Raw genomic sequence first — 18,516 nt, forward strand, 5'->3', positions numbered from 1 at the left:
CTCTTCTAACGCCGTTGACCGACGGTCATGTGGCACACCGGTGGAAGGAAGTTCACACCTCCGCCCCGCCCCCGCTGGAACCCGGCCCAGCCACGCGTCGTCGCGGGCGGCCAGATCTTCGATCCGGTCCTGCCGCCGACCTTCGCGGCCCAGCCCACGAACTCGTGATCGACTCGACGCAGTGCGCCTCCGCAGGCAGCACCGATGTCGGCCACGAGTTCGGCGCCGGCGTCAACGGGCTGAACGAAGATGTGGTGCAGGGCACCCACTGCCGGACTCCTGGGGGTACCTGACGTCGTAGTTGTCACCGATGACCGGTCCGACGGCCCGGCGGTGGGCAGGTCACGGTCCGTGGCGACACACCGGATCCGGTCGGCGGCCGGGTCCTGGCCGCCGCCTCTGGTGGAAGCCTCGCGCGTGGGAACGGGATCCGCGCGCGCCGGCCCGCCGGTTACGACCGCTCGGGCCGCTCGGCGAAGTCCAGGACGGTGACCGAGGGGCGACGGGTGGCCAGCGGCGGGACGGTGAGCGCGAGCGGCAACAGGGCGCCGACCAGCCCGCGCCCGCCGGTCGGCCGGACGTCCCGTACCGCGGCCACCGCCGGACCGGCGGTGCGGAGCTTGTCCCGCTCACCCGCGTCCATCGCCCATGGCATCGGGGGCGCCTGGTAGTCGTGGCTGCGCATCTTTCCGCTCAGGGTGAGTCGGCTGAACCAGCGCGGCACGGCGTCCAGTACCAGGGAGCCGCCCGGGAACCGCTCGGCACAGCCCGCGATCAAGGTCCGTACCTGGGCCGGCTGGAGGTACATCAGCAGGCCCTGCGCGGTGACCAGTACCCCATGGTTGCGGTCCACCTCCTCGGTCCAGCCCAGCTCGGTGGCGTCGGCGGCCAGATAGCGCTGCCGCGGCCCGGGCGGCAGCAGTTCCTCGCGCAACGCCACCGCCTCGGGCAGGTCAACGGTGAGCCACTGGGCCCTGCCGTTGTCGACCCGCCAGTACTGGGTCTCCAGCCCCTCCCCGAGGCAGACGACGGTGCCGCGCGGCTCCCGGGCCAGGAAGTCGGCCACCTCGCGGTCGAAGCAGGCCGCCCGCAGTGCCTGGAGCTGGGAGAGGAGCGCGCCGTGGCCGAACCGCTCCGCGAACGGGTAGTCGATCCGCTCCACGAGCTCGACGGCCTTCGGGTCCGGGAGCACCGTGTCGGGCCGCTGGGCCTCCACCGCCCGGTGCCACAGCGTCCACAGCGCCGTCTCCGGTACCGCCTCCAGCTCGGGCCGCTCCACGCTGCTCATCACTCGCTCCCTCGGAGGTGGTCCTGCCATGGACCCGCCGATTCTGACACCCCCGGCGGGCAAACCCGGCGCGCGGCCACGCGGCGCGCCGTGTCAGCGCCCCGGGACGCGGGCGCGCGCCGGGCCGGGCACTCCCCCGGCTCCCCCGCGCTCACCCGACGCTGAACGCACCGTCCGGCGGTGGCGGGGAGGGCCGGGCGGTGGCGTCGGTGACCGCCGGGGTGCGGCCGGTGAAGGCCGCGAGGTCGGCGCCGTCGGTGAGCCGGGCCGGGAAGATGTCGGCGGCCAGCCGACGGCCGAGATCGGCCACCGGGAGCGGCCGGGCGGAGCCGACCAGCAGGATGTTGCCGTAGCGGCGGCCACGCAGCACCGGCGGTTCGGCGATCAGGCAGGTCTGCGGGAAGACCGCGCGCAGCGTCGCGGCCTGGGCCCGGGCGAAGGCCAGCGGCGGGCCGTCCGCCAGGTTGGCGGCGTAGCAGCCGTCGGGGCGCAGCACGGCGGCCGCCAGGCGGAGGAACTCGACCGAGGTGAGGTGTGCGGGGGTGCGGGAGCCGTGGAACACGTCGGCGACCACGAGGTCCAGGGAGGCGGCGGGCAGGTCCGCGAGCGCCGCCCGGGCGTCGCCGACCGTGGCCGTGATGTCCACGCCCGGGCCCTGCCAGGGCAGGTGCTCCTCGACCAGGGCGAGCAGCGGGCCGTCCACCTCGACCACGTGCTGGCGCGAGCCGGGGCGGGTGGCGGCGAGGTAGCGGGGGACGGTGAGGGCGCCGCCGCCGAGGTGGAGCGCGTCGAGCGGCCGGCCGGCGGGGGCCAGGGCGTCGACGAGGTGGCCGATCCGCTGGGTGTACTCGAATTCGAGGTGGGTGGGGTCGCCGAGGTCCACGTAGGACTGCGGGGTGTCGTCCAGGGTGAGCAGCCAGCCGCCGTCGTGGTCGATGTCGGGCATCAGCCTGGCCCGGCCGAGGTCGGTCGTGCGGGCGACCGGCACGGGCTCCGGCGCGGTCACTCCGCCTCCGGGAGGGCGGCGGGTCCGACGGAGGCGCCGGAGCGGGCGGCCCGCACGGCGGTGACCAGGGGTGATGGGCGGGGAGTCGGCGGGCGGCGGCTCCCCGCGACGGCGTTTCGCGGCATGTCGGCAGCATAGGCCCCTGGTCCGGCGCCGGTGCCACGCCGCCGGCTACCGGCCGGTATCGTCGGTGCCCCGGCGGATTATGGATCCGGTCACGGCAGGTCAGAGCAGAGATTGGGTGCGGCGGACGTGGAGTTCCAAGAAGACATCCTGGGTGCCCCCTACGAGGCGGCCGAGCTTCCGCTCACCCCCGACGAGGAGGGCGCCGTCAGCGCGACCCTGGTCAGGCGGCTGGTGCCCGGCTCGGAGCGGGCCGTGCTCTACATCCACGGCTACACCGACTACTTCTTCCAGACCAATCTCGCCGACCACTTCGTCGCGGCGGGCTTCTCCTTCTACGCCCTGGACCTGCGCAAGTACGGCCGCTCGCTGCGCCCGCACCAGTCGCCGAACCTCATTCTCGACCTCGCCGCCTACGACGAGGAGCTGGACGAGGCGGTCCGGATCATCCGGGACGTCGACGGCCACTCCCGGCTGCTGGTCAACGGGCACTCCACCGGCGGGCTGATCGCCTCGCTCTGGGCCTCCCGGCGGTCCGGGCGCGGGCTGGTGGACGGCCTCTTCCTGAACAGCCCGTTCCTGGCGATGCCCGCCGCCCCGGCCGTCCGCACCCTCGGCGGGCCCGCCGTCGAGGCGATCGGGCGGATCGCCCCCACCCGGGTGCTGCCCAGCGCGCTCAACCCGCACTACGTGCACAGCCTGCACCGCGACCACCGCGGCGAGTGGGACTTCGACCTGCGCCTCAAGCCCGCCGAGGGCTTCCCGCTGTACGCCGGCTGGCTCGCCGCCGTCCAGCGCGGGCAGCGGCGGGTCGGCCGCGGCCTCGTGATCGACTGCCCCGTGCTGCTGATGGCCTCCACCGCCTCCGTCGCCACCAGCAAGTGGCACGCCGCACTGCACCACGCCGACGCCGTGCTGCGCGCCGACGACATCGCGGCCGTCGGCCCGCGCCTGGGCCGCCATGTCACCACCGTCCGGATCAAGGGCGGTATGCACGACCTCGTCCTGTCCGGCGAGGCCGCCCGGACCGAGGTCTTCACCGAGCTCGACCGCTGGACGGGCGCCTACTTCCCGGGGCTGCCCGGGTAGGTCCCCGGCCGGGGGCGGGAGAGGATCCCGCCCCCCCGGCGAGCGGCACCCGGGACCGGCGGCCGGTCACGCCCCGCTACCACCGCCAGCACGGCCGGACCACACTCCCGGGTGAACGACGCGCTCGCGCGAGCATCCGCTTTTCGGCCACCGTCCCACCTGTCGGACCGCCGGGCGGCCTCGCGGACACCCCCGGAAGGCCGGCCCGGCGCCCTCCCGCGGCACGGCGCCGGGCCGGGGAGGGCCGCCCGGCCGCACCGCCCGTCGACCCGCACCGGGCCGCTGACCTCACCGGTTCCCCCACGCCACGCCACCGGGGCGCACACCTCCCGGCGCCCCGCGGCAGCGCCGCGCCGCCCGGGACCGGCCGTGGCGCGCGGACCCGGAGCAGCGCGGGATGCCTGGCGGAAACGCGGGAGATCTCGACCTGGGCTGACGGAAAAATATCTTGCCCGGCCATCGCTCCAAGTGAAAACGTGACCACGTTCCGTATTGATCATGCGGCTGTCAGCGCCGTGCTGCGGTCGATTATCGGTGAGGTGGCAGGCTTGACGGAGATTCAGCATCTGGCGAAGGTCTACAGTGACCGCGCCTACGTGCACACGACGACCGTGCGGCACCAGGGCAGCACGGTCGCGTTCGCGATGGACGATCAACGGCGCATCGTCTACACGGTGCTGGACCTGTCGCAGCACGACGAGGCGCGCGGGGAGGCCGACGCGGCCTACTGGTCGGAGAACCCGCTGCCGCTGCGCTTCCCCGGCGAGATCGCCCGGGTCGGCTACGCCGTCGCCGGAGCGGTCCGGATGCCCGCCGTCAAGCGCGGCGGCCGGGTCGAGGCGGACCGGGCCGAGCGGCTCGACGAGGACGAGCTGGACGCCTTCCTGTCCAGCACGGCCCGGCTCGGTGCCGCCGCGCCGTTCCACGTCGTCTCCGACGGCACCCACCTGTACGTCCTGCGCCAGTCCGTCCGGGCCGACCACCAGGACATGGTCTTCCGGCTGGCCGACGGCAGCTCGTCCTCGGCCGAACCGGCGCGCAGCGACTACCTCATCGGCACCGGCGGGGCCAGGGCCGCGGTGGTCGATGCCACCCTGCTCTGCGACCGTTTCGTGCTGACCGGCGGCGAGTTGAAGCCGGTGCTGGAGGTCCGCTACCGGCGCAGCCGCCACAAGGGCCGTCCCGACTCCGCCAAGGACAGCCTCGGCACCCGGGACATGGAGGGCCGGGCGTTCCACGAGCCCACCCAGGAGCTGTCCTTCGTCCGCAACCTCTCCGGCGGCCGGTTCACCGCGCTGCTGGTGCCCACCGCGGTGCACGGCCGGGAGCGCTGGCAGCTCTTCGCGCACAACGACGCCACCGGGCGGATCGACGGCTTCAGCGTCGAGCGCGGCCGCGACGGCCTGTTCAACACCCAGGGCTCGCAGGCCTGGACCAGCCCCGACGAGCGCTACCGCGACGCCGTCCACGAATCCGCCCCCGGCAGCTGCCCGTTCACCGGCCGGCCGCTGGTACCTGTGGTGAGCGGGAGCGGCCACGCCGAGACGGCCCTGCGCTTCGACGGCGCCGACGACGTGGCCGAGCTTCCGGGCACCGCCCTCCAGCTCGCCGACTCCGACTTCACGGTGGAGTTCTGGGCCAGGCGCACCGCGACCGGCGGCCGCGAGGACTTCCTGGTCGGGCACGGCGCCGCCGCCGGTGCCCGGTTGCGCAGCCTGCACATCGGCTTCCGCTCGGACGACACCTTCGCCTTCGCCTTCTACGCCGACGACCTGAACACCGCTCAGCGCACCACCGACACCGACTGGCACCACTGGGCCTGCGTCTTCGTCCGCGCCACCCGCGAGCAGATCGTCTACCGCGACGGCGTCGAACTCGGCCGCCGGACCACCGAGATGCCGTACGCCGGTCTCGGCCCGCTGACCCTGGGGCGCGCCCTCGGCTCGTACGGCCGCGCCGAGCTGGACGAGGTCCGGGTCTGGAACCGCCCCCGCGGCGGCGAGGAGATCGCCGCCGACCGCAACCGCCGCCTGATCGGCAACGAGCCGGGTCTGGCCGTCTACTACCGCTTCGACGAGGGCCTGGGCGACAAGCTGTACGACCAGACCGACAACGCCCGGCACGCCGCCCTGCGCGGCGGTCCGGCCTGGATCACCTCCGAGGCCCCGATCGGCGAGAACCCCGGGGTGCGCCGCGACAGCTTCGCCCTCACCGGGCGCCGCGTGGTCTCCGGTCTCTCCGCCGTACTGCACCACCAGCAGGAGACCGCGCCCGCCGGGTACGACGGCACGGCCAGGCCCGTCAAGCGCCAGGCCCGGGTGCTGCTCGCCTGCGCCACCGGCGGGCCCGACCCGGTGAGCGGCCAGGCCACCGACGAGGCCTACCTCGCCACCCTCGACCTGGGCGTCGGGCGGGACGGCCGCCTGGCCGAGATCCCGGACCAGCTGACCCTGCCGGTGCTCGCCGCCCCCGAGTCCAGCGGCACCGTGGACGCGGTCGGCGACCTGGACGCCCAGGTGGCCCGGCTGGTCCGGGACGTGGCCGGCTCCGAGGCGGAGATCACCCGCCTCCAGCAGGAGACGGCCGAGATCCCGGAGCTGGAGCGCCGGCGCGCCGCGCTGAGGGCCGGCCAGGAGGACGATCCCACCCTCTGGCGCTACCGGCTGCGCTTCAAGCTGCCCAAGGACGGCAAGGACCAGTACCTCGCGGTGGAGAGCGACCGCAGGGACGCGACGGCCCCGCTGATCCGCACCGCCAACCGGACGGCCGCCTCCGCGCTGTGGACCTTCGAGCCCACCGGCACCAACCTCAACGGCGTCACCTGCTACTTCCTGCGGAACGTCAACTCCGGTCTGGACATGAACCTCTCCGGCGGCAAGACCGACAACGACACCCCGCTGATCCAGTACCGCCGGGAGGCCGACAACGACGCCACCCACTTCGCGCTGGACACCTGGAACGGCCGCGGCCTGGTGGTCCGCCGCAGCGGGAAGCTGGTCGCCGCCCGGGACAGCCAGGGCGACCGCATCGTGCAGTACGACTACGGGACGGCGAACGCCTCCGGCGAGGGCGTCGTCGTCCTGGAGCGGGACGGCGCCTCCGGCAGGCCCGGAGCCACCGCCGACCAGCGGAACCAGGAGATCCTGGAGCTCGACAACCGGCTGCTGACCCTCGCCGGCAAGCAGGAGGCGCTCGGCCGCCACCGCCGCGACCTGCCGGCCCGCCAGGCCCTGCTGGCCGCCAAGCGGGAGGAACTGGGCCGGCTCACCGGCGGGGTGCGCGGCTCCGACGACATCGCCCTCCCGATGCCCCGGCTCGCCGTGGACCGCACCGGGCTCAGCAGCTCCGGCGCGCTGCTCGCCTTCGCCCGCGGCGCCGACCGCCCGTTCCTGCTGGACAGCGCCACCGGCAGCGTGGTGCTCTACTTCCGGGGCGCCAACGGCCAGTTCTTCGCCGGCTACTACGACGCCCAGGTGCTGCGCTCCTCCCGGCAGCTGGCCTCCGGCGGCACGGCGGTGGCCTTCACCGCCCGCGACGCGGCCACCGACCTGGCCACCGTGGAGATCACCGTCGGGGCCGGGGACAACCCGGCGCAGGTCAGCCTGACCATCAGCCAGGACGGGCAGAGCGAGCAGTGGTCCCACCTGCCCCGGCGGGCCGAGGACTTCGCCGCCGTGGTCAACGGCGCCGCCGAACAGCCCGTGCCGATCGGCACCGTGCTGCGGATCGACGGCGACGTGGTGCAGTTCAGCGAGGGCACCCTCGCCCCGCTCACCGGCCCCGGTTTCGTCACCGTCGGCGGCCACGGCTTCCGTTTCGAGGGCAGCCACCCCACCGGCAGCAAGTCGCTGCGGCTGGGCGCGGGCGCGGACCCGACCCTGCTGAAGCCGGGCATGAGCGTGCTGCGGGTGCGCTACGACCACCGCTGGTCCACCGACTCCCGGCCCGGTGTGGCGCTCTCCGCGGGCTCCCGGCTGGTCACCGTCGACCCCGGCACCCTGGCCGAGATCCCGGTCGGCACCGCCGCCGATCTGCTGCGCGGCCACGGCGGCCGCTGGCGCGCCGACATGCCGGGCCGCGCCTACGCCTTCGACGGCCGGGGGCGATTCCTCTCCCTGCCCGCCGAACAGCCGGCCAGGGCCGCCACCCCCGGCGACCTCACCGTGGAGGCCTGGGTCAACCCCGAGCGGGTCGAGGGCCCGGTGCGTGTGGTGCACGCCAACGCCGGGGACACTCCGTACGGTCTGGGACTGCTCGGCGGCCCCGCCGCCTCCGCGCTGGCCTACGACGGGGTGAGCGCCGCCGCCGTGGTGCCCGGCGCCTTCGGGTTCGGCGACGGCGACTTCACCGTCGAGTTCTGGGCCCGCCGCACCGCCGTCGACGAACGCTCGCACTTCGTCCTGGGGCACAGCGGTGACCAGGGGCGCAACAACGAGAGCCTGCACATCGGGTTCCGCGACAACGGCAAGTTCACCTTCGCCTTCTACGGCGACGACCTGGACACCACCCAGCGGTTCGGCGACACCCAGTGGCACCACTGGGCCTGCGTCTTCGAGCGCGGCACCCGCCAGCAGGTGGTCTACCGGGACGGCCAGGAGATCGCCCGCCGCACCGCGAGCGCCCCCTACCAGGGCCAGGGGCGGCTCTCCCTCGCCCAGGTGCCCTTCCAGCCCACCGGATTCGCCTCCGTCCAGGTGGACGAGGTCAGGCTCTGGTCCCGGGCGCGCGGCGGCGACGACCTGCGCGCCGCGATGAAGCGCCGGCTCACCGGCGCCGAGACCGGACTGCTCGGCTACTGGGTCCACTCCGCCCCGGCGCCCGGCGCGCAGCCCGTCCTGACCGACCGCTCCGGCAACAAGCGGCACGCCGAACTGCGCGGCAGGCCGGGCCCGGTGCCCGCGCTGTCGCCGATCGAGAACGGCCGCTACTGGGCCGTCGCCACCGTCGGCGACCGCCGGGTGGTCAGCCGGGAGACCTTCCCGCTGCGCGAGTGGAGCCACTTCGCCGCCGCCTACCAGCAGTCCTGGGCCGTCCAGCTGGACGGCGAGGCCTACCTGGAGGTCGCCGACGACGACGCCCTGGACATCGCCGACGACCTGACGCTGGAGGTGTTCGCCCGTCTGGAGCGGCTCGGCGAGACCCAGGGTCTGCTCTCCAAGGGCCGGATGACCGACGGCGCGGGCGGCAGCGTCCCCTACCGGCTGGCGGTGCTGCCGGACGGCCGGCTGGAGTTCGCCTTCGAGGAGCCGGACGGCCGGGCCGTGCGCTTCACCTCCACCGAGGGCGTCAAGGCCGGGACGTTCCACCGGATCGCGGTGGTCCGCAAGAGCGGGCGCTCGATGCAGGAGCAGAAGGGCACCCGCCAGATCAGCGCGGTGGGGGCCGACGGCAAGCCGGTCACCCAGAGCGTGGAACTGGTCGAGTCGGTCACCGTCCGCGAATGGCAGGACATCCGCTTCCACCTGGACGGCCGGGAGATCGGCGCGGCCCGCTACGAAGGTCCGGGCCCGCGCGGCAACGACGCGCCGCTGGAGCTCGGCCGGGCCCGCGAAGGCTCCGTCGTCCAGCGGTTGACCGGTGTGCTCGCCGAGGTCCGGATCTGGGGCGCCGCCCGCGATGCCGCCCGGCTCGGCACCCCCGTCACCGCCCGCGACCGGGGTCTGGTCGCGCACTGGCGTTTCGAGGAGAACGCCGGTGGCACGGCGGCCGATGCCACCGGATCGCACCCCGCCCGGCTGCGCGGCGCCCGCTGGGTGCGCAACCCCGACCCGCGCGGCAGCGTCTTCCGGCTCTACCGCAACGGCGTCGCGGTGGCCTGCGACCCGGCCGGCGACCCGGGCGCCCCCGACACCGCCGCCTTCGCCGACGCCGGCGACGCCCAGCTCAGCCTTGGTGCGCTGCTCAAGGGCGGCAAGGCCACCGAGTCCTTCAACGGCGTTCTGGAGGAGGTGCGGATCTGGCGCACCGCCCGCACCCACGAGCAGCTGCTGGACAACCTCTTCACCCGGCTCAAGGGGGAGAAGGAGGACCTGGTCGCCTACTGGCCGTTCGACCGGGACTCCACCGAACCGGATGTCGCCCAGGTCCGCGACGACGGCCTGCGCGGCAACCACCTGCGCCTCGGTGCCGAGGCGACCCGTCCGCGCACGGTCCTCTCCAGCGCGCCGGTCTCCACCGACACCGCGCAGGTCCGCTCGGCGCTGGCCGGGATGCGCACCCCGTTCCACGAGACCGTCACCGCCGCCCCGGCGGTGGCCGAGTACGCCGACATGCAGTACGGCGCCCGCGGCGAGGCGTTCGGTGTCCTCAAGCGCGCCTACAGCTATCTGCGGGACGGACGCTGGCACCTGGTCACCGGTTACAAGGTCGGCGAGCTGGTGAGCGAGTGGGTCAGTCAGATCCAGTTCGACCCGCAGCTCGTCGGCTACGTGGAGGGCGCGCCGCCGGTGCCCTCGGAGAACCTCACCGCCGGGCTCACCGACCCCGGCAGCGACACCTTCGAGGGGGCCTCCTCGGTCCAGCTGACCGAGGCCGAGCAGGTGGTGCGTTCGCTGTCGTCGGCCAAGGAGCGCAGCGTGGACGCCGCCTTCGGCTTCGCCCTGTCCAACGAGGTGGACGTCGACATCTGGATGATCACCGCCCCGCTCGGCTTCGGCATCGCCAAGGCCATCGCCAAGGGCGGGGTCTCCGCGGGCGTGCGAGGCAACCTGGAGTTCTCCAACAGCTGGGCCGAGGAGACCTCCGTCTCCCAGGGCGAGAACACCGCCCGCACCACCAAGGTCTCGCTCACCGGCCACTGGGAGGACCCGGGCCGGCTCCTCAACCCCACCACCGGCCGCCGCTACGTCCCGGCCAACACCGGCTTCGCCGTGGTGCAGTCGCAGACCGCCGACGTCTTCGCCCTGCGCCTGGCGCACAGCGGGGCACTGGTGGCCTACCGCATCCAGCCGAACCCGGACATCCCCAGGGACTGGAACGTCATCCCGTTCCCGATCAACCCCCGCTACACCAAGCAGGGCACCCTGGACGGCACCGTCGGCTTCAACGAACGCGGCAAGGTCGCCGACCCCGACTACCAGGGCACCCGTGAGCGGGGCGAGTACAGCTACTTCAAGCCCCGCGAGGCGTACGCGCTCAAGCGCCGCATCCAGCGTGACCAGCAGCGCCTGCACAGCTACTACGACACCGTCTCCACCGAGACCCACGCCCCGGACCCGACCGCGCAGCGGGCCGGACGGGTGCTCGGCGGCGCGATCGGCGCCGACGCCTCCCCGGCCCAGCGGCGGGAGACCACGGGCAGCGCCACCGGCCAGGGCTTCTCCCGCCGGGACCTGGTCAACACCTACGTCTGGACGGCCGCCGGCGGCTTCTTCGCCGAGACCACCGAGACCACCGACGTGGTCAGCGAGACCACCGCGGGCTCCTACTCCCTGTCGGGCTCGGTCGGCACCTCGATCGGCACCTCCTTCCGGATCGCCGGCATCGGCATCGGCGCCCAGCTGGACGCCTCCGTCGGCGGCGGGATGACCGCCACCCGGGCCCGCGGCAAGGAGGCCACCCGTTCCTTCGGACTGAACGTGGAAGTCGCCCCCGCCGGCGACCTCCAGCGCTACGACCAGGACCGCAAGCCCGTCTTCGACCAGGACGGGCAACCCGTCAAGGTCCCCGGCAAGGTGGACGCCTACCGCTTCCTCAGCTTCTACCTGGGCGAGGACAGCGAGCACTTCGACACCTTCTTCCACAAGGTGGTCGACCCGCGCTGGCTGGAGAACGGCGGCGACCCCGACGCGGCGGCGCTGCGCCAGGCCCGCCAGTCGGACCGCAAGCCGCCGTGCTGGCGGGTGCTGCACCGGGTCACCTTCGTCAGCCGGGTGCTGCCCGCGGTGCCTCCGGCCGGGGCTCCGGCGCTGGAGAAGGCCATGCACGACGTGGACGTGGAGAGCAACTACGAACTCGTCCGCCGTCTGGACCCGTATGTGAAGGGCGCCGCCACCGGCCTGCCCGAGCTGGCCGAGGCCACCCGCGCCGCCCTCGCCGCCCAGCTGCCCGAACTGCTGCCGCACGCGGCCGAGGTGATCAGCTTCCTCGCGCAGTACTACGGCGTGGAGGGCTGAGCACCTCCGGTGTGCGGTCCCGGGGCGCCCCCGCGGACCCCGGGACCGCACACCGGTACGAGCGCCCCCTGCGAGCGGGCCCCGCAGCCCGTCCTGGCCCCGCGCCCGAATCCGGCGGCCGGTCGCGCCACCCCTCCCCCGCTCCCCGTGCGCCTGCTGTGCGCCCGTGTTCCTGTGGAACGCTACCCGGACCACTGTCACTCCCTGTGCCAGCAAGGCGAGTTGAGGAGTCCGCATGCCACACGGTCACGAGCCGCAGGCCGGCCACACCGATCCGTCCCTCTACCGCACCCCCGCCGAGGCGATCGCCGCGCCACCGGAGAAGCTGGCGTACGTCGCCGGGTTCGACCGGTCCGCGCAGCGGCCGGACGCGCTGATCACCGTCGACACCGACCCGGACTCGCCGAGCTACGGCCGGGTGCTGAACTTCTCGGAACTGCCGGGGCTGGGCGACGAACTGCACCACTTCGGCTGGAACGCCTGCTCCAGCGCGCTCGCGCACGCCTGCCACGAGAACCCGGAGCGGCGCTACCTGCTGCTGCCCGGGCTGCGCTCGTCCCGGCTGCATGTGATGGACATCCGGCCGGACCCGGTGCGGCCCCGGCTGGTCAAGACCGTCCAGGCCGAGGAGCTGGCGGCCAGAGCGGGCTACTCGCGTCCGCACACGCTGCACTGCGGGCCGGACGGCGTGTTCCTCTCCTGCCTCGGCGGGGCGGCGGGCGCGAACGGCCCGGACGGCTCGGACGGTTCCGACGGGCCGGGCGGGGTGGCGCTGCTCGACCACACCACCTTCGACGTGCTGCGCGCGTGGGAGACGGAGCGCGGGCCGCAGCACTTCGCCTACGACGTGTGGTGGCACCTGGGGACCAACGTGGGCATCACCAGCGAGTGGGGAACCCCGTGGATGGTCGAGGACGGGGTCGTCCCGGAGCTGCTGCTGGGCCGCAAGTACGGGCACGCGCTGCACTTCTGGGAGCTGGACTCGGGGCGCCACCTCCAGCGGATCGACCTCGGTGACCAGTACCAGATGGTGCTGGAGCTGCGGCCGGCCCACGACCCGCAGGCCGAGTGGGGGTTCGCCGGGGTGGTAACCAACGTCGAGGACCTCTCCTCCTCGGTCTGGCTCTGGTACCGGGACGGCGCGGCGTTCACCGCGCGCAAGGTGATCGACATTCCGGCCGAGCCGGCGAAGGCCGAGGACCTGCCGCCGGCCCTGCAGCCCTTCGGAGCCGTGCCACCGCTGGTGACCGACATCAACCTGTCGGTGGACGACCGCTGGCTGTACGTCTCGGCCTGGGGCACCGGCGAGCTGTTCCAGTACGACGTGTCGGACCCGTTCCACCCGCGGCTGGCGGGCTCGGTACGACTCGGCGGGGTGACGGCCAGGACGCCGCACCCGGCCGAGCCCGGACGCCCGCTGAGCGGCGGGCCGCAGATGGTCGAGATCAGCCGGGACGGACGGCGGCTCTACCTCACCAACTCGCTGTACGGCTCGTGGGACGACCAGTTCTACCCGGACGGCATCGAGCCGTGGATCATCAAGCTGGACGCCGACACCGACGCGGGCGGGCTCTCGGTCGACCACCGCTTCTTCCCGCACGGCGACGAGTTCCGGGGCCTGCGGGTGCACCAGACCCACCTCGCGGGCGGCGACGCCTCCTCGGACTCGTACTGCTACCGGTAACAAACCCTCGGCGCCGCGGCGGCTCGCCGCGCGGGTGCGTCAGACCCGCCCCAGCACCGGGTCGTGGTGGACGTGCGCGGCGGGCAGGCCGGCGGCGACCAGGCGGGTGCGGACCTCGTCCACCATCCCGGCCGGGCCGCTGACGCAGGCGAGGTGGTCCGCCCAGTCGCCGCTGTGGCTCACCGCGTCGGCGAGCCGTGAGCCCCCGCCCGGGCGGGGGCCGCCGTCGGCGACCGGGATCAGCTCCAACCAGGGCTTGCGGCCGACCAGTTCGGAGAGGTCCGGCCAGTCGTACAGATCGGCCCGGTCCCGGGCGCCGACGAACAGATGGACCCGGCGGCCACGCGGGCGGTGCTCGACCAGCTCCTCGACGATCGCCTTCATCGGGGCGAGCCCGGTGCCGCCGGCCACCAGCAGCAGATCGCGGGTGTCGTCCTCGGGCATCAGCGTGCCGCGCGGCGGGCCCAGGCGCAGCTCGTCGCCGACGGCGGTGCGCTCGACCAGTGCCTCGCTGACCCCGCCCGGGCCGGTGCGGCGGACGTGGAACTCCACCTCGTTGTCCTCGCGCGGGGCGCAGCCCATCGAGTACTGCCGCCAGGTGTGCGGGAGCCGCGGGTGCTCCACGGTGCCGTACTGGCCGGCCCGGTAGGGGTAGGGCTCGCCGGTCCGCACGCGCAGCACGGCCAGGTCGGGGCGGCGGCGTTCGTGGCCGACCACGACCGCGTGCCAGTACGGGGGTTCGGTGAGCGCGGACTCGGCGCCGACCACCATCGCCCGGACGGCGAAGCGCAGCATCCGGATCCAGGCGGCCTCCAGGCCATCGCTCCACCGGGCGCCGGCGCGGTGGCGGATCGCCTGGCACAACGCTTCCTCGAAGGCCTCGTAGTGGACCGGGCGGACGCCCAGTTTGCGGTGGTCGCGGCCGAGCTGGCTGAGGGTGGCGGCGAGCTGGGCGGGGCGGTCGAGGTGATCGATCAGGTGGTTGAACATCCGTTCCAGATGGGTCTGCTGGAACTCCATGGACTCGGGGAAGAGCGAGCGCAGGTAGGGCCGGCGCCGGAACATGAACGCGTAGAGGTGGTCGATCAGGTCGGCGAGCGGGGTCACCAGCCCGAGGGTGTCCAGGATCAGCCGCTGGTCGGCGGCCGCGTCGAAGCCGTCCGGGTAGCCGCCCTGCGGTCCGGCCGGGTCGCCGGTGGGGCCGGCGGGCGCCGACTGGTCCGGCCCGGTCTGGAAGGACGACGCCGGCGCGAGGATCTGCCGGCGAAGGCGCATGGCGTGGTGGCGCGCGATCAACCGGTCGTACTCGGTGGTGGTGCTGGTGATCTCCATGGCCAGCAGCCTAACCATTCATCAGACACCTTCTGGAAAGCGGATGTTCATGTTCGCCGTCCACTTCCGGACCGGTTCCGGGCAGGGTCGGGCCCTGGGGCTGACAGGTCCAGTAAACGGCCGCCCGCACCGCCCGGAGAAGGGCCGGTGGTCCCGGGAAGACCGGGACCACCGGCCCAACGGGGGGCTCGTGGTGAGGACCCACGGCCCCTTGGGGGCGGGCCGGCGGAGGCCGCCGCCCGGTACGGCGCCCCGCCGCCGGTGCTCTCCCATCACCGGCGGCGGGGCGCCGCGTCGGGTTCCGGCCCGCGTCGCCCGCCGGGGCCGGGTGACGCCGGGGCCGGAGCTCAGGCCCTGGCCGGCGGCCCCACCTCGGCCGGTCCGGCGGTCTTGCCGCGCGCGGCGCGCCGAAGCCGGCGGCGGCGCGGGGGCTGGTCGGGCAGCCAGCCGAAGGCCAGGCAGCTGCCGACCACACCGATGAGCATGCCGAGCAGGAAGCCGCCCAGGTTGGAGGTCATCCAGCTGGCCAGCGAGCTCAGCACGGCGAGGACCGAGTAGAACAGCCGCTGGGCCGGGTTGAACAGGATCAGCGCGCCGCAGACCACCATCAGGGCCGGTACCAGGTAGCCGGTCAGCCCCTGCATCCCGATGTGCAGGACGACGGGCAGCGGGGCCCGCAAGGTGAAGAGGATCTCGGCGCCGCCCAGCAGCACCAGCAGACCGCCCCAGAACGGCCGCCGGCCCCGCCAGCCACGCCAGCCCGTTCGGCCGGCCGGGGCCCCAGCGGACGCCGGGGCCCCGGGCTCGACGGCCACCGGCTCGACGGCCTCGGCACCGGCGACACCCGGCACGGTGGCGCTCGGCACGACAGCGCTCGGCACGGCGGCTTCAGGCACGACGGCTTCGGGCACGGCGGCGTCAGGCACCGGAACCACCGGCTCGACGGCCTCGGCCGCACCGGGCACCGCGCCGTCGGGTACGGGATCGGACACCGTCAGCAGCCCTCCGAGCTGAAGCTCAGCCGCAGGTTGGGCAGCCTGAACGCCCCTGCGGTGGTGGCATAGTTGTGCTGGCGCAGGTTGTGGACGGTGACGGTGTCGGCCTGCTGCCCGAACACACCCGGCAGGCCCTTGACCCCGGCCTTGGTGTAGGTGCTGGCGTCGCCGCCGATCTCGATGTTGGTGAACGACGCGTCACCGGAGAACAGGTCCGAGTCGGTGGTGAGGTCGGTGGCGGTGACGGGGGTGCCCGCGTCGCCGGCCTTGATCAGCAGGTTGATGCCGCCGAGGTCGACGCTCTGGCAGAGCTTGGTGAGCGAGGCGTTCTTGATCGCCGAGACCGCGACCAGGACCTGCCCGCCGGTGTCCCCGGCGTTCGGGCTGTCGTCGATCATGTGGTCCAGGCTGCCGAACTGTTCGAAGCCCACACCGTCGAGGCTGTCGGCGGTGACGGTGAACGGCATTCCGGAGATGGAGAACTGGGCGGCGAGTACACCCTGCGCGGTGAGGGTCATCAGCACGGCGCCGGCAACGACGGCGGGTACCGCCATCAGGGCCGTACGCCGCAGCCGGACCCGGCCTCTGGACCCGGCAGGTGTCCCGGCGGGCGTCCCGGCGGTTTCGGGCGTGGGGGCTGCGTCCTCGGACGTGGCCATGTGTGCTCCCTCGATGAGTGGGATGGGCAGGCACTGGCACGTTGTCCTGGCGCGGACAGCGTTCTGCGGGCCCGACCGGTTCGGACGCCCCTCGGCAGCGGGGCGGGCCGGACGGACCGCAGTTGGGTAACTGGGAAGCTACTGCCCGGTATCCGACGGGTCAATACGGGTGCACGAAGGATCATCGTCCGCCGACGGCACCGCCCAGCCGCCGGGCGGCCTCGGCCGGCCCGAGGAAGGTCGCCAGGCAGAACAGACTCAAGGCCGGTAGCAGATCAGGGAGTTCATCCGTCCGGTCGGCATCGATGCGGCGGTGGAGCGCGCTGTAGACACCGCCGACCACCGCATCCACCAACGCCTCCACCGGTACCCCGCCCGGAGGTTGTGGCACCTCGGCGAAGAACGCCCGGAATCGGGTGAGGAGTTGGTCGCGCTCGCGACGCCCGGCCGGGCCGACGGCGTCGATCTCGATCACCGCCATGGTGGCGAACGCCGGTACGCCGGCGAGCAGGTAGAGCATCGCGCGCAGCGCCTCACGGATGCCGGAGCACCAGTCGGGCGCCGCCGCGAAGGCGGCCGCCATCCGCCGGATCACCACACCGGTGCCGTGCCGGTGGGCGGCCAGGAAGGCATCCTCCTTGCCGCTGAACAGCTCGTAGAAGACCGGCCTGGTCACCCCGGCGGCGCGGCAGATGTCGCTCACCGTGGCGCGCTGGTAGCCGTGTTCGGCGACGGTGTGGACCAGGCCGTCGAGCAGGCGCTCCCGCTGGGTGGCGGCGACCACGTCCGGCGGCAGCCGGCTCGGGCCTCGCTTGATCGACCGGGCCGGGTCACGCCCGGTGCGGGCACCGGGCAGCAGCGGCGTCCCGTCACTCCGGACGGTGTTCAGGTCCATGGCCAACTCCTGTTCTCTGCCTTGACATTGAAGCAGGGGCTGGTTTACAACACTCGCAGGTTTCCAATCGGACGGCGACGAGCCGCCGGAAACCTCCACGCGTTCCGGCTGTTCAGTACGGCGAACGCATACCCGGCGGTGGCAGCCGTCGACGTGCACCCCCACCGCACTCCCCGCACCACCTCGCACCTCTCTGCACCTTCCTGCACCTTCCTGCACCGCCAGCACCTTCTCGCCGTACGGGCGGGCCCGTGGCGCCGGGCCCGCCGAGTCGCCGTCCACCGTGCCGCACGCCCAACGCCCGTCCGGCGCACGAACGACGCACGAACGACGCACACCCGCACCGCACCCGCCGTGCTCACGTCGTGCTCACGTCGGCGCGCCCCCCGCCCACGTCCGCGCGCACCTCCACGCGTTCCGGCGGGCACCCCACCCGGCTCCTCACGGAGAGAGGCACACCCTCATGCGCATCCGCCGCACCCTCGGTACCGCAGCCCTGGCCGCCGTGGCCCTGGCCACCGCCGCCGTCACCCCCGCCCAGGCCGCCGGCTCCGCCGTGCTGACCTACGGCGGTGCCGGCTCGGCCGGAACCGACGTCCCCGTCGGCGACGTCCTCAGCGCCAACCTGGTCCCCGGCACCTACGCCAGCTTCTACTCCAGCGCGACCGGGACGAGCGGCATCAAGTGCGCCGGCTCCTCCTTCTCCGCGACCGTCACCGCCAACCCGGCCGCGCCGGGCGTCGCCACCGAGCAGCTCAACAGCCAGACCTTCGCCTCCTGCACGTCCAACGTGCTCGGCCTCACCGGCGTGCAGAGCATCACGGTCAACAACCTGCCGTTCACCAACTCGGTGAGCGACGCCGCGGGCAACCCCGTGACGCTCAGCCCGTCCAGCGCGGCCGCGCCGATCCAGACCACCATGGTGCTGAACACCATCCTCGGCACCATCACCTGCGTCTACCGCGCGCCCGGCAGCCTCTCCGGCACCACCAACAACACCGGCAACACCATCGGCTTCGCCTCCCAGGCCTTCAGCAAGTACTCCGGCCCCAGCACCTGCTTCGCCGCCGGCTACTTCACCGCCACCTACGGGCAAGTCCTCGACATCTCCCGCCCGGGCAACCCGCCCATCTGGGTCAACTGACCCTCCCCGGAAAGCGGTAGCGGACCGAAACGGACCGAGCGGCGGGGGGGGGGGGGGGCGGCGGGCGGCCCGCGCCGGGCGGGGGGGGCGGGGCCCCCGCCCCCCCCCCCCCCCCCCCCCCGCCCCCCCCCCCCCCCCCCCCCCCCCCCCCCGGCGCCCCCCCCCCCCCCCGGGGGAGGGCCGCTAC

At 73.8% G+C, this 18,516-nt stretch carries 12 protein-coding genes; 4 read left to right on the forward strand and 8 right to left on the reverse strand.

Features of this window, described 5'->3' with window-relative positions:
- Positions 1-5: 5 nt before the first annotated feature.
- The 4 genes from ACIQIB_RS21225 to ACIQIB_RS21240 form a co-directional block, all read right to left on the reverse strand.
- A complete protein-coding gene (locus ACIQIB_RS21225) occupies positions 6-269 on the reverse strand; it encodes a hypothetical protein (protein WP_400655453.1) in 264 nt (87 codons plus the stop codon).
- A gap of 182 nt (positions 270-451) precedes the next feature.
- On the reverse strand, positions 452-1,288 hold the full coding sequence (locus tag ACIQIB_RS21230; RefSeq protein ID WP_363612042.1) for a class I SAM-dependent methyltransferase: 837 nt from the start codon (positions 1,286-1,288) through the stop codon (positions 452-454).
- Positions 1,289-1,439: 151 nt separating this feature from the next.
- On the reverse strand, positions 1,440-2,234 hold the full coding sequence (locus tag ACIQIB_RS21235; RefSeq protein ID WP_400759822.1) for a spermidine synthase: 795 nt from the start codon (positions 2,232-2,234) through the stop codon (positions 1,440-1,442).
- Between the two features lie 56 nt (positions 2,235-2,290).
- A complete protein-coding gene (locus tag ACIQIB_RS21240) occupies positions 2,291-2,419 on the reverse strand; it encodes a hypothetical protein (protein WP_400759719.1) in 129 nt (42 codons plus the stop codon).
- Positions 2,420-2,546: 127 nt separating this feature from the next.
- On the opposite strand from ACIQIB_RS21240, the gene ACIQIB_RS21245 reads away from it, so the two are divergent.
- From ACIQIB_RS21245 to ACIQIB_RS21255, 3 genes are all read left to right on the forward strand, one after another.
- Positions 2,547-3,506: an alpha/beta hydrolase gene (locus tag ACIQIB_RS21245; protein WP_363612040.1), complete on the forward strand. Its 960-nt coding sequence runs from the start codon at positions 2,547-2,549 to the stop codon at positions 3,504-3,506.
- Positions 3,507-4,054: 548 nt separating this feature from the next.
- On the forward strand, positions 4,055-11,620 hold the full coding sequence (locus tag ACIQIB_RS21250) for a LamG-like jellyroll fold domain-containing protein (RefSeq protein ID WP_400759721.1): 7,566 nt from the start codon (positions 4,055-4,057) through the stop codon (positions 11,618-11,620).
- A 235-nt stretch (positions 11,621-11,855) separates the two neighbouring features.
- A complete protein-coding gene (locus tag ACIQIB_RS21255) occupies positions 11,856-13,304 on the forward strand; it encodes a selenium-binding protein SBP56-related protein (RefSeq protein WP_400759723.1) in 1,449 nt (482 codons plus the stop codon).
- A gap of 39 nt (positions 13,305-13,343) precedes the next feature.
- On the opposite strand, the gene ACIQIB_RS21260 is transcribed toward ACIQIB_RS21255, so the two are convergent.
- The 4 genes from ACIQIB_RS21260 to ACIQIB_RS21275 all read right to left on the reverse strand — a co-directional run bounded on the left by ACIQIB_RS21260 (position 13,344) and on the right by ACIQIB_RS21275 (position 17,185).
- Positions 13,344-14,636, reverse strand: coding sequence for a globin domain-containing protein (locus ACIQIB_RS21260; protein WP_400759725.1), 1,293 nt, complete (start codon positions 14,634-14,636; stop codon positions 13,344-13,346).
- Positions 14,637-14,983: 347 nt separating this feature from the next.
- Positions 14,984-15,451 carry a DUF6114 domain-containing protein gene (locus ACIQIB_RS21265; protein WP_400759824.1) on the reverse strand — a complete coding sequence of 156 codons (468 nt, stop codon included), beginning with the start codon at positions 15,449-15,451 and terminating at the stop codon, positions 14,984-14,986.
- 179 nt (positions 15,452-15,630) lie between these two features.
- Positions 15,631-16,290: a DUF6230 family protein gene (locus tag ACIQIB_RS21270; RefSeq protein ID WP_363612032.1), complete on the reverse strand. Its 660-nt coding sequence runs from the start codon at positions 16,288-16,290 to the stop codon at positions 15,631-15,633.
- Positions 16,291-16,471: 181 nt separating this feature from the next.
- Entirely contained in the window at positions 16,472-17,185 is a 714-nt protein-coding gene (locus tag ACIQIB_RS21275) for a TetR/AcrR family transcriptional regulator (RefSeq protein ID WP_400759728.1), read from the reverse strand.
- A gap of 463 nt (positions 17,186-17,648) precedes the next feature.
- Here ACIQIB_RS21275 and ACIQIB_RS21280 point away from each other — a divergent pair, with 463 nt between their 5' ends.
- Positions 17,649-18,329 carry a Tat pathway signal sequence domain protein gene (locus ACIQIB_RS21280; protein WP_363612028.1) on the forward strand — a complete coding sequence of 227 codons (681 nt, stop codon included), beginning with the start codon at positions 17,649-17,651 and terminating at the stop codon, positions 18,327-18,329.
- The last annotated feature ends 187 nt before the right edge of the window (positions 18,330-18,516 follow it).

The organism is Kitasatospora sp. NPDC092286 (assembly GCF_044755565.1).
In the GTDB taxonomy this organism is placed as follows: domain Bacteria; phylum Actinomycetota; class Actinomycetes; order Streptomycetales; family Streptomycetaceae; genus Kitasatospora.

What these genes read in the sequence shown, in the direction of transcription:
- ACIQIB_RS21260 (WP_400759725.1), bottom strand. Translation starts at nt 14,636, where the DNA reads ATGGAGATCACCAGCACCACCACCGAGTACGACCGGTTGATCGCGCGC.
- ACIQIB_RS21240 (WP_400759719.1), bottom strand. Translation starts at nt 2,419, where the DNA reads ATGCCGCGAAACGCCGTCGCGGGGAGCCGCCGCCCGCCGACTCCCCGC.
- ACIQIB_RS21270 (WP_363612032.1), bottom strand. Translation starts at nt 16,290, where the DNA reads ATGGCCACGTCCGAGGACGCAGCCCCCACGCCCGAAACCGCCGGGACG.
- ACIQIB_RS21280 (WP_363612028.1), top strand. Translation starts at nt 17,649, where the DNA reads ATGCGCATCCGCCGCACCCTCGGTACCGCAGCCCTGGCCGCCGTGGCC.
- ACIQIB_RS21230 (WP_363612042.1), bottom strand. Translation starts at nt 1,288, where the DNA reads ATGAGCAGCGTGGAGCGGCCCGAGCTGGAGGCGGTACCGGAGACGGCG.
- ACIQIB_RS21275 (WP_400759728.1), bottom strand. Translation starts at nt 17,185, where the DNA reads ATGGACCTGAACACCGTCCGGAGTGACGGGACGCCGCTGCTGCCCGGT.
- ACIQIB_RS21255 (WP_400759723.1), top strand. Translation starts at nt 11,856, where the DNA reads ATGCCACACGGTCACGAGCCGCAGGCCGGCCACACCGATCCGTCCCTC.
- ACIQIB_RS21235 (WP_400759822.1), bottom strand. Translation starts at nt 2,234, where the DNA reads ATGCCCGACATCGACCACGACGGCGGCTGGCTGCTCACCCTGGACGAC.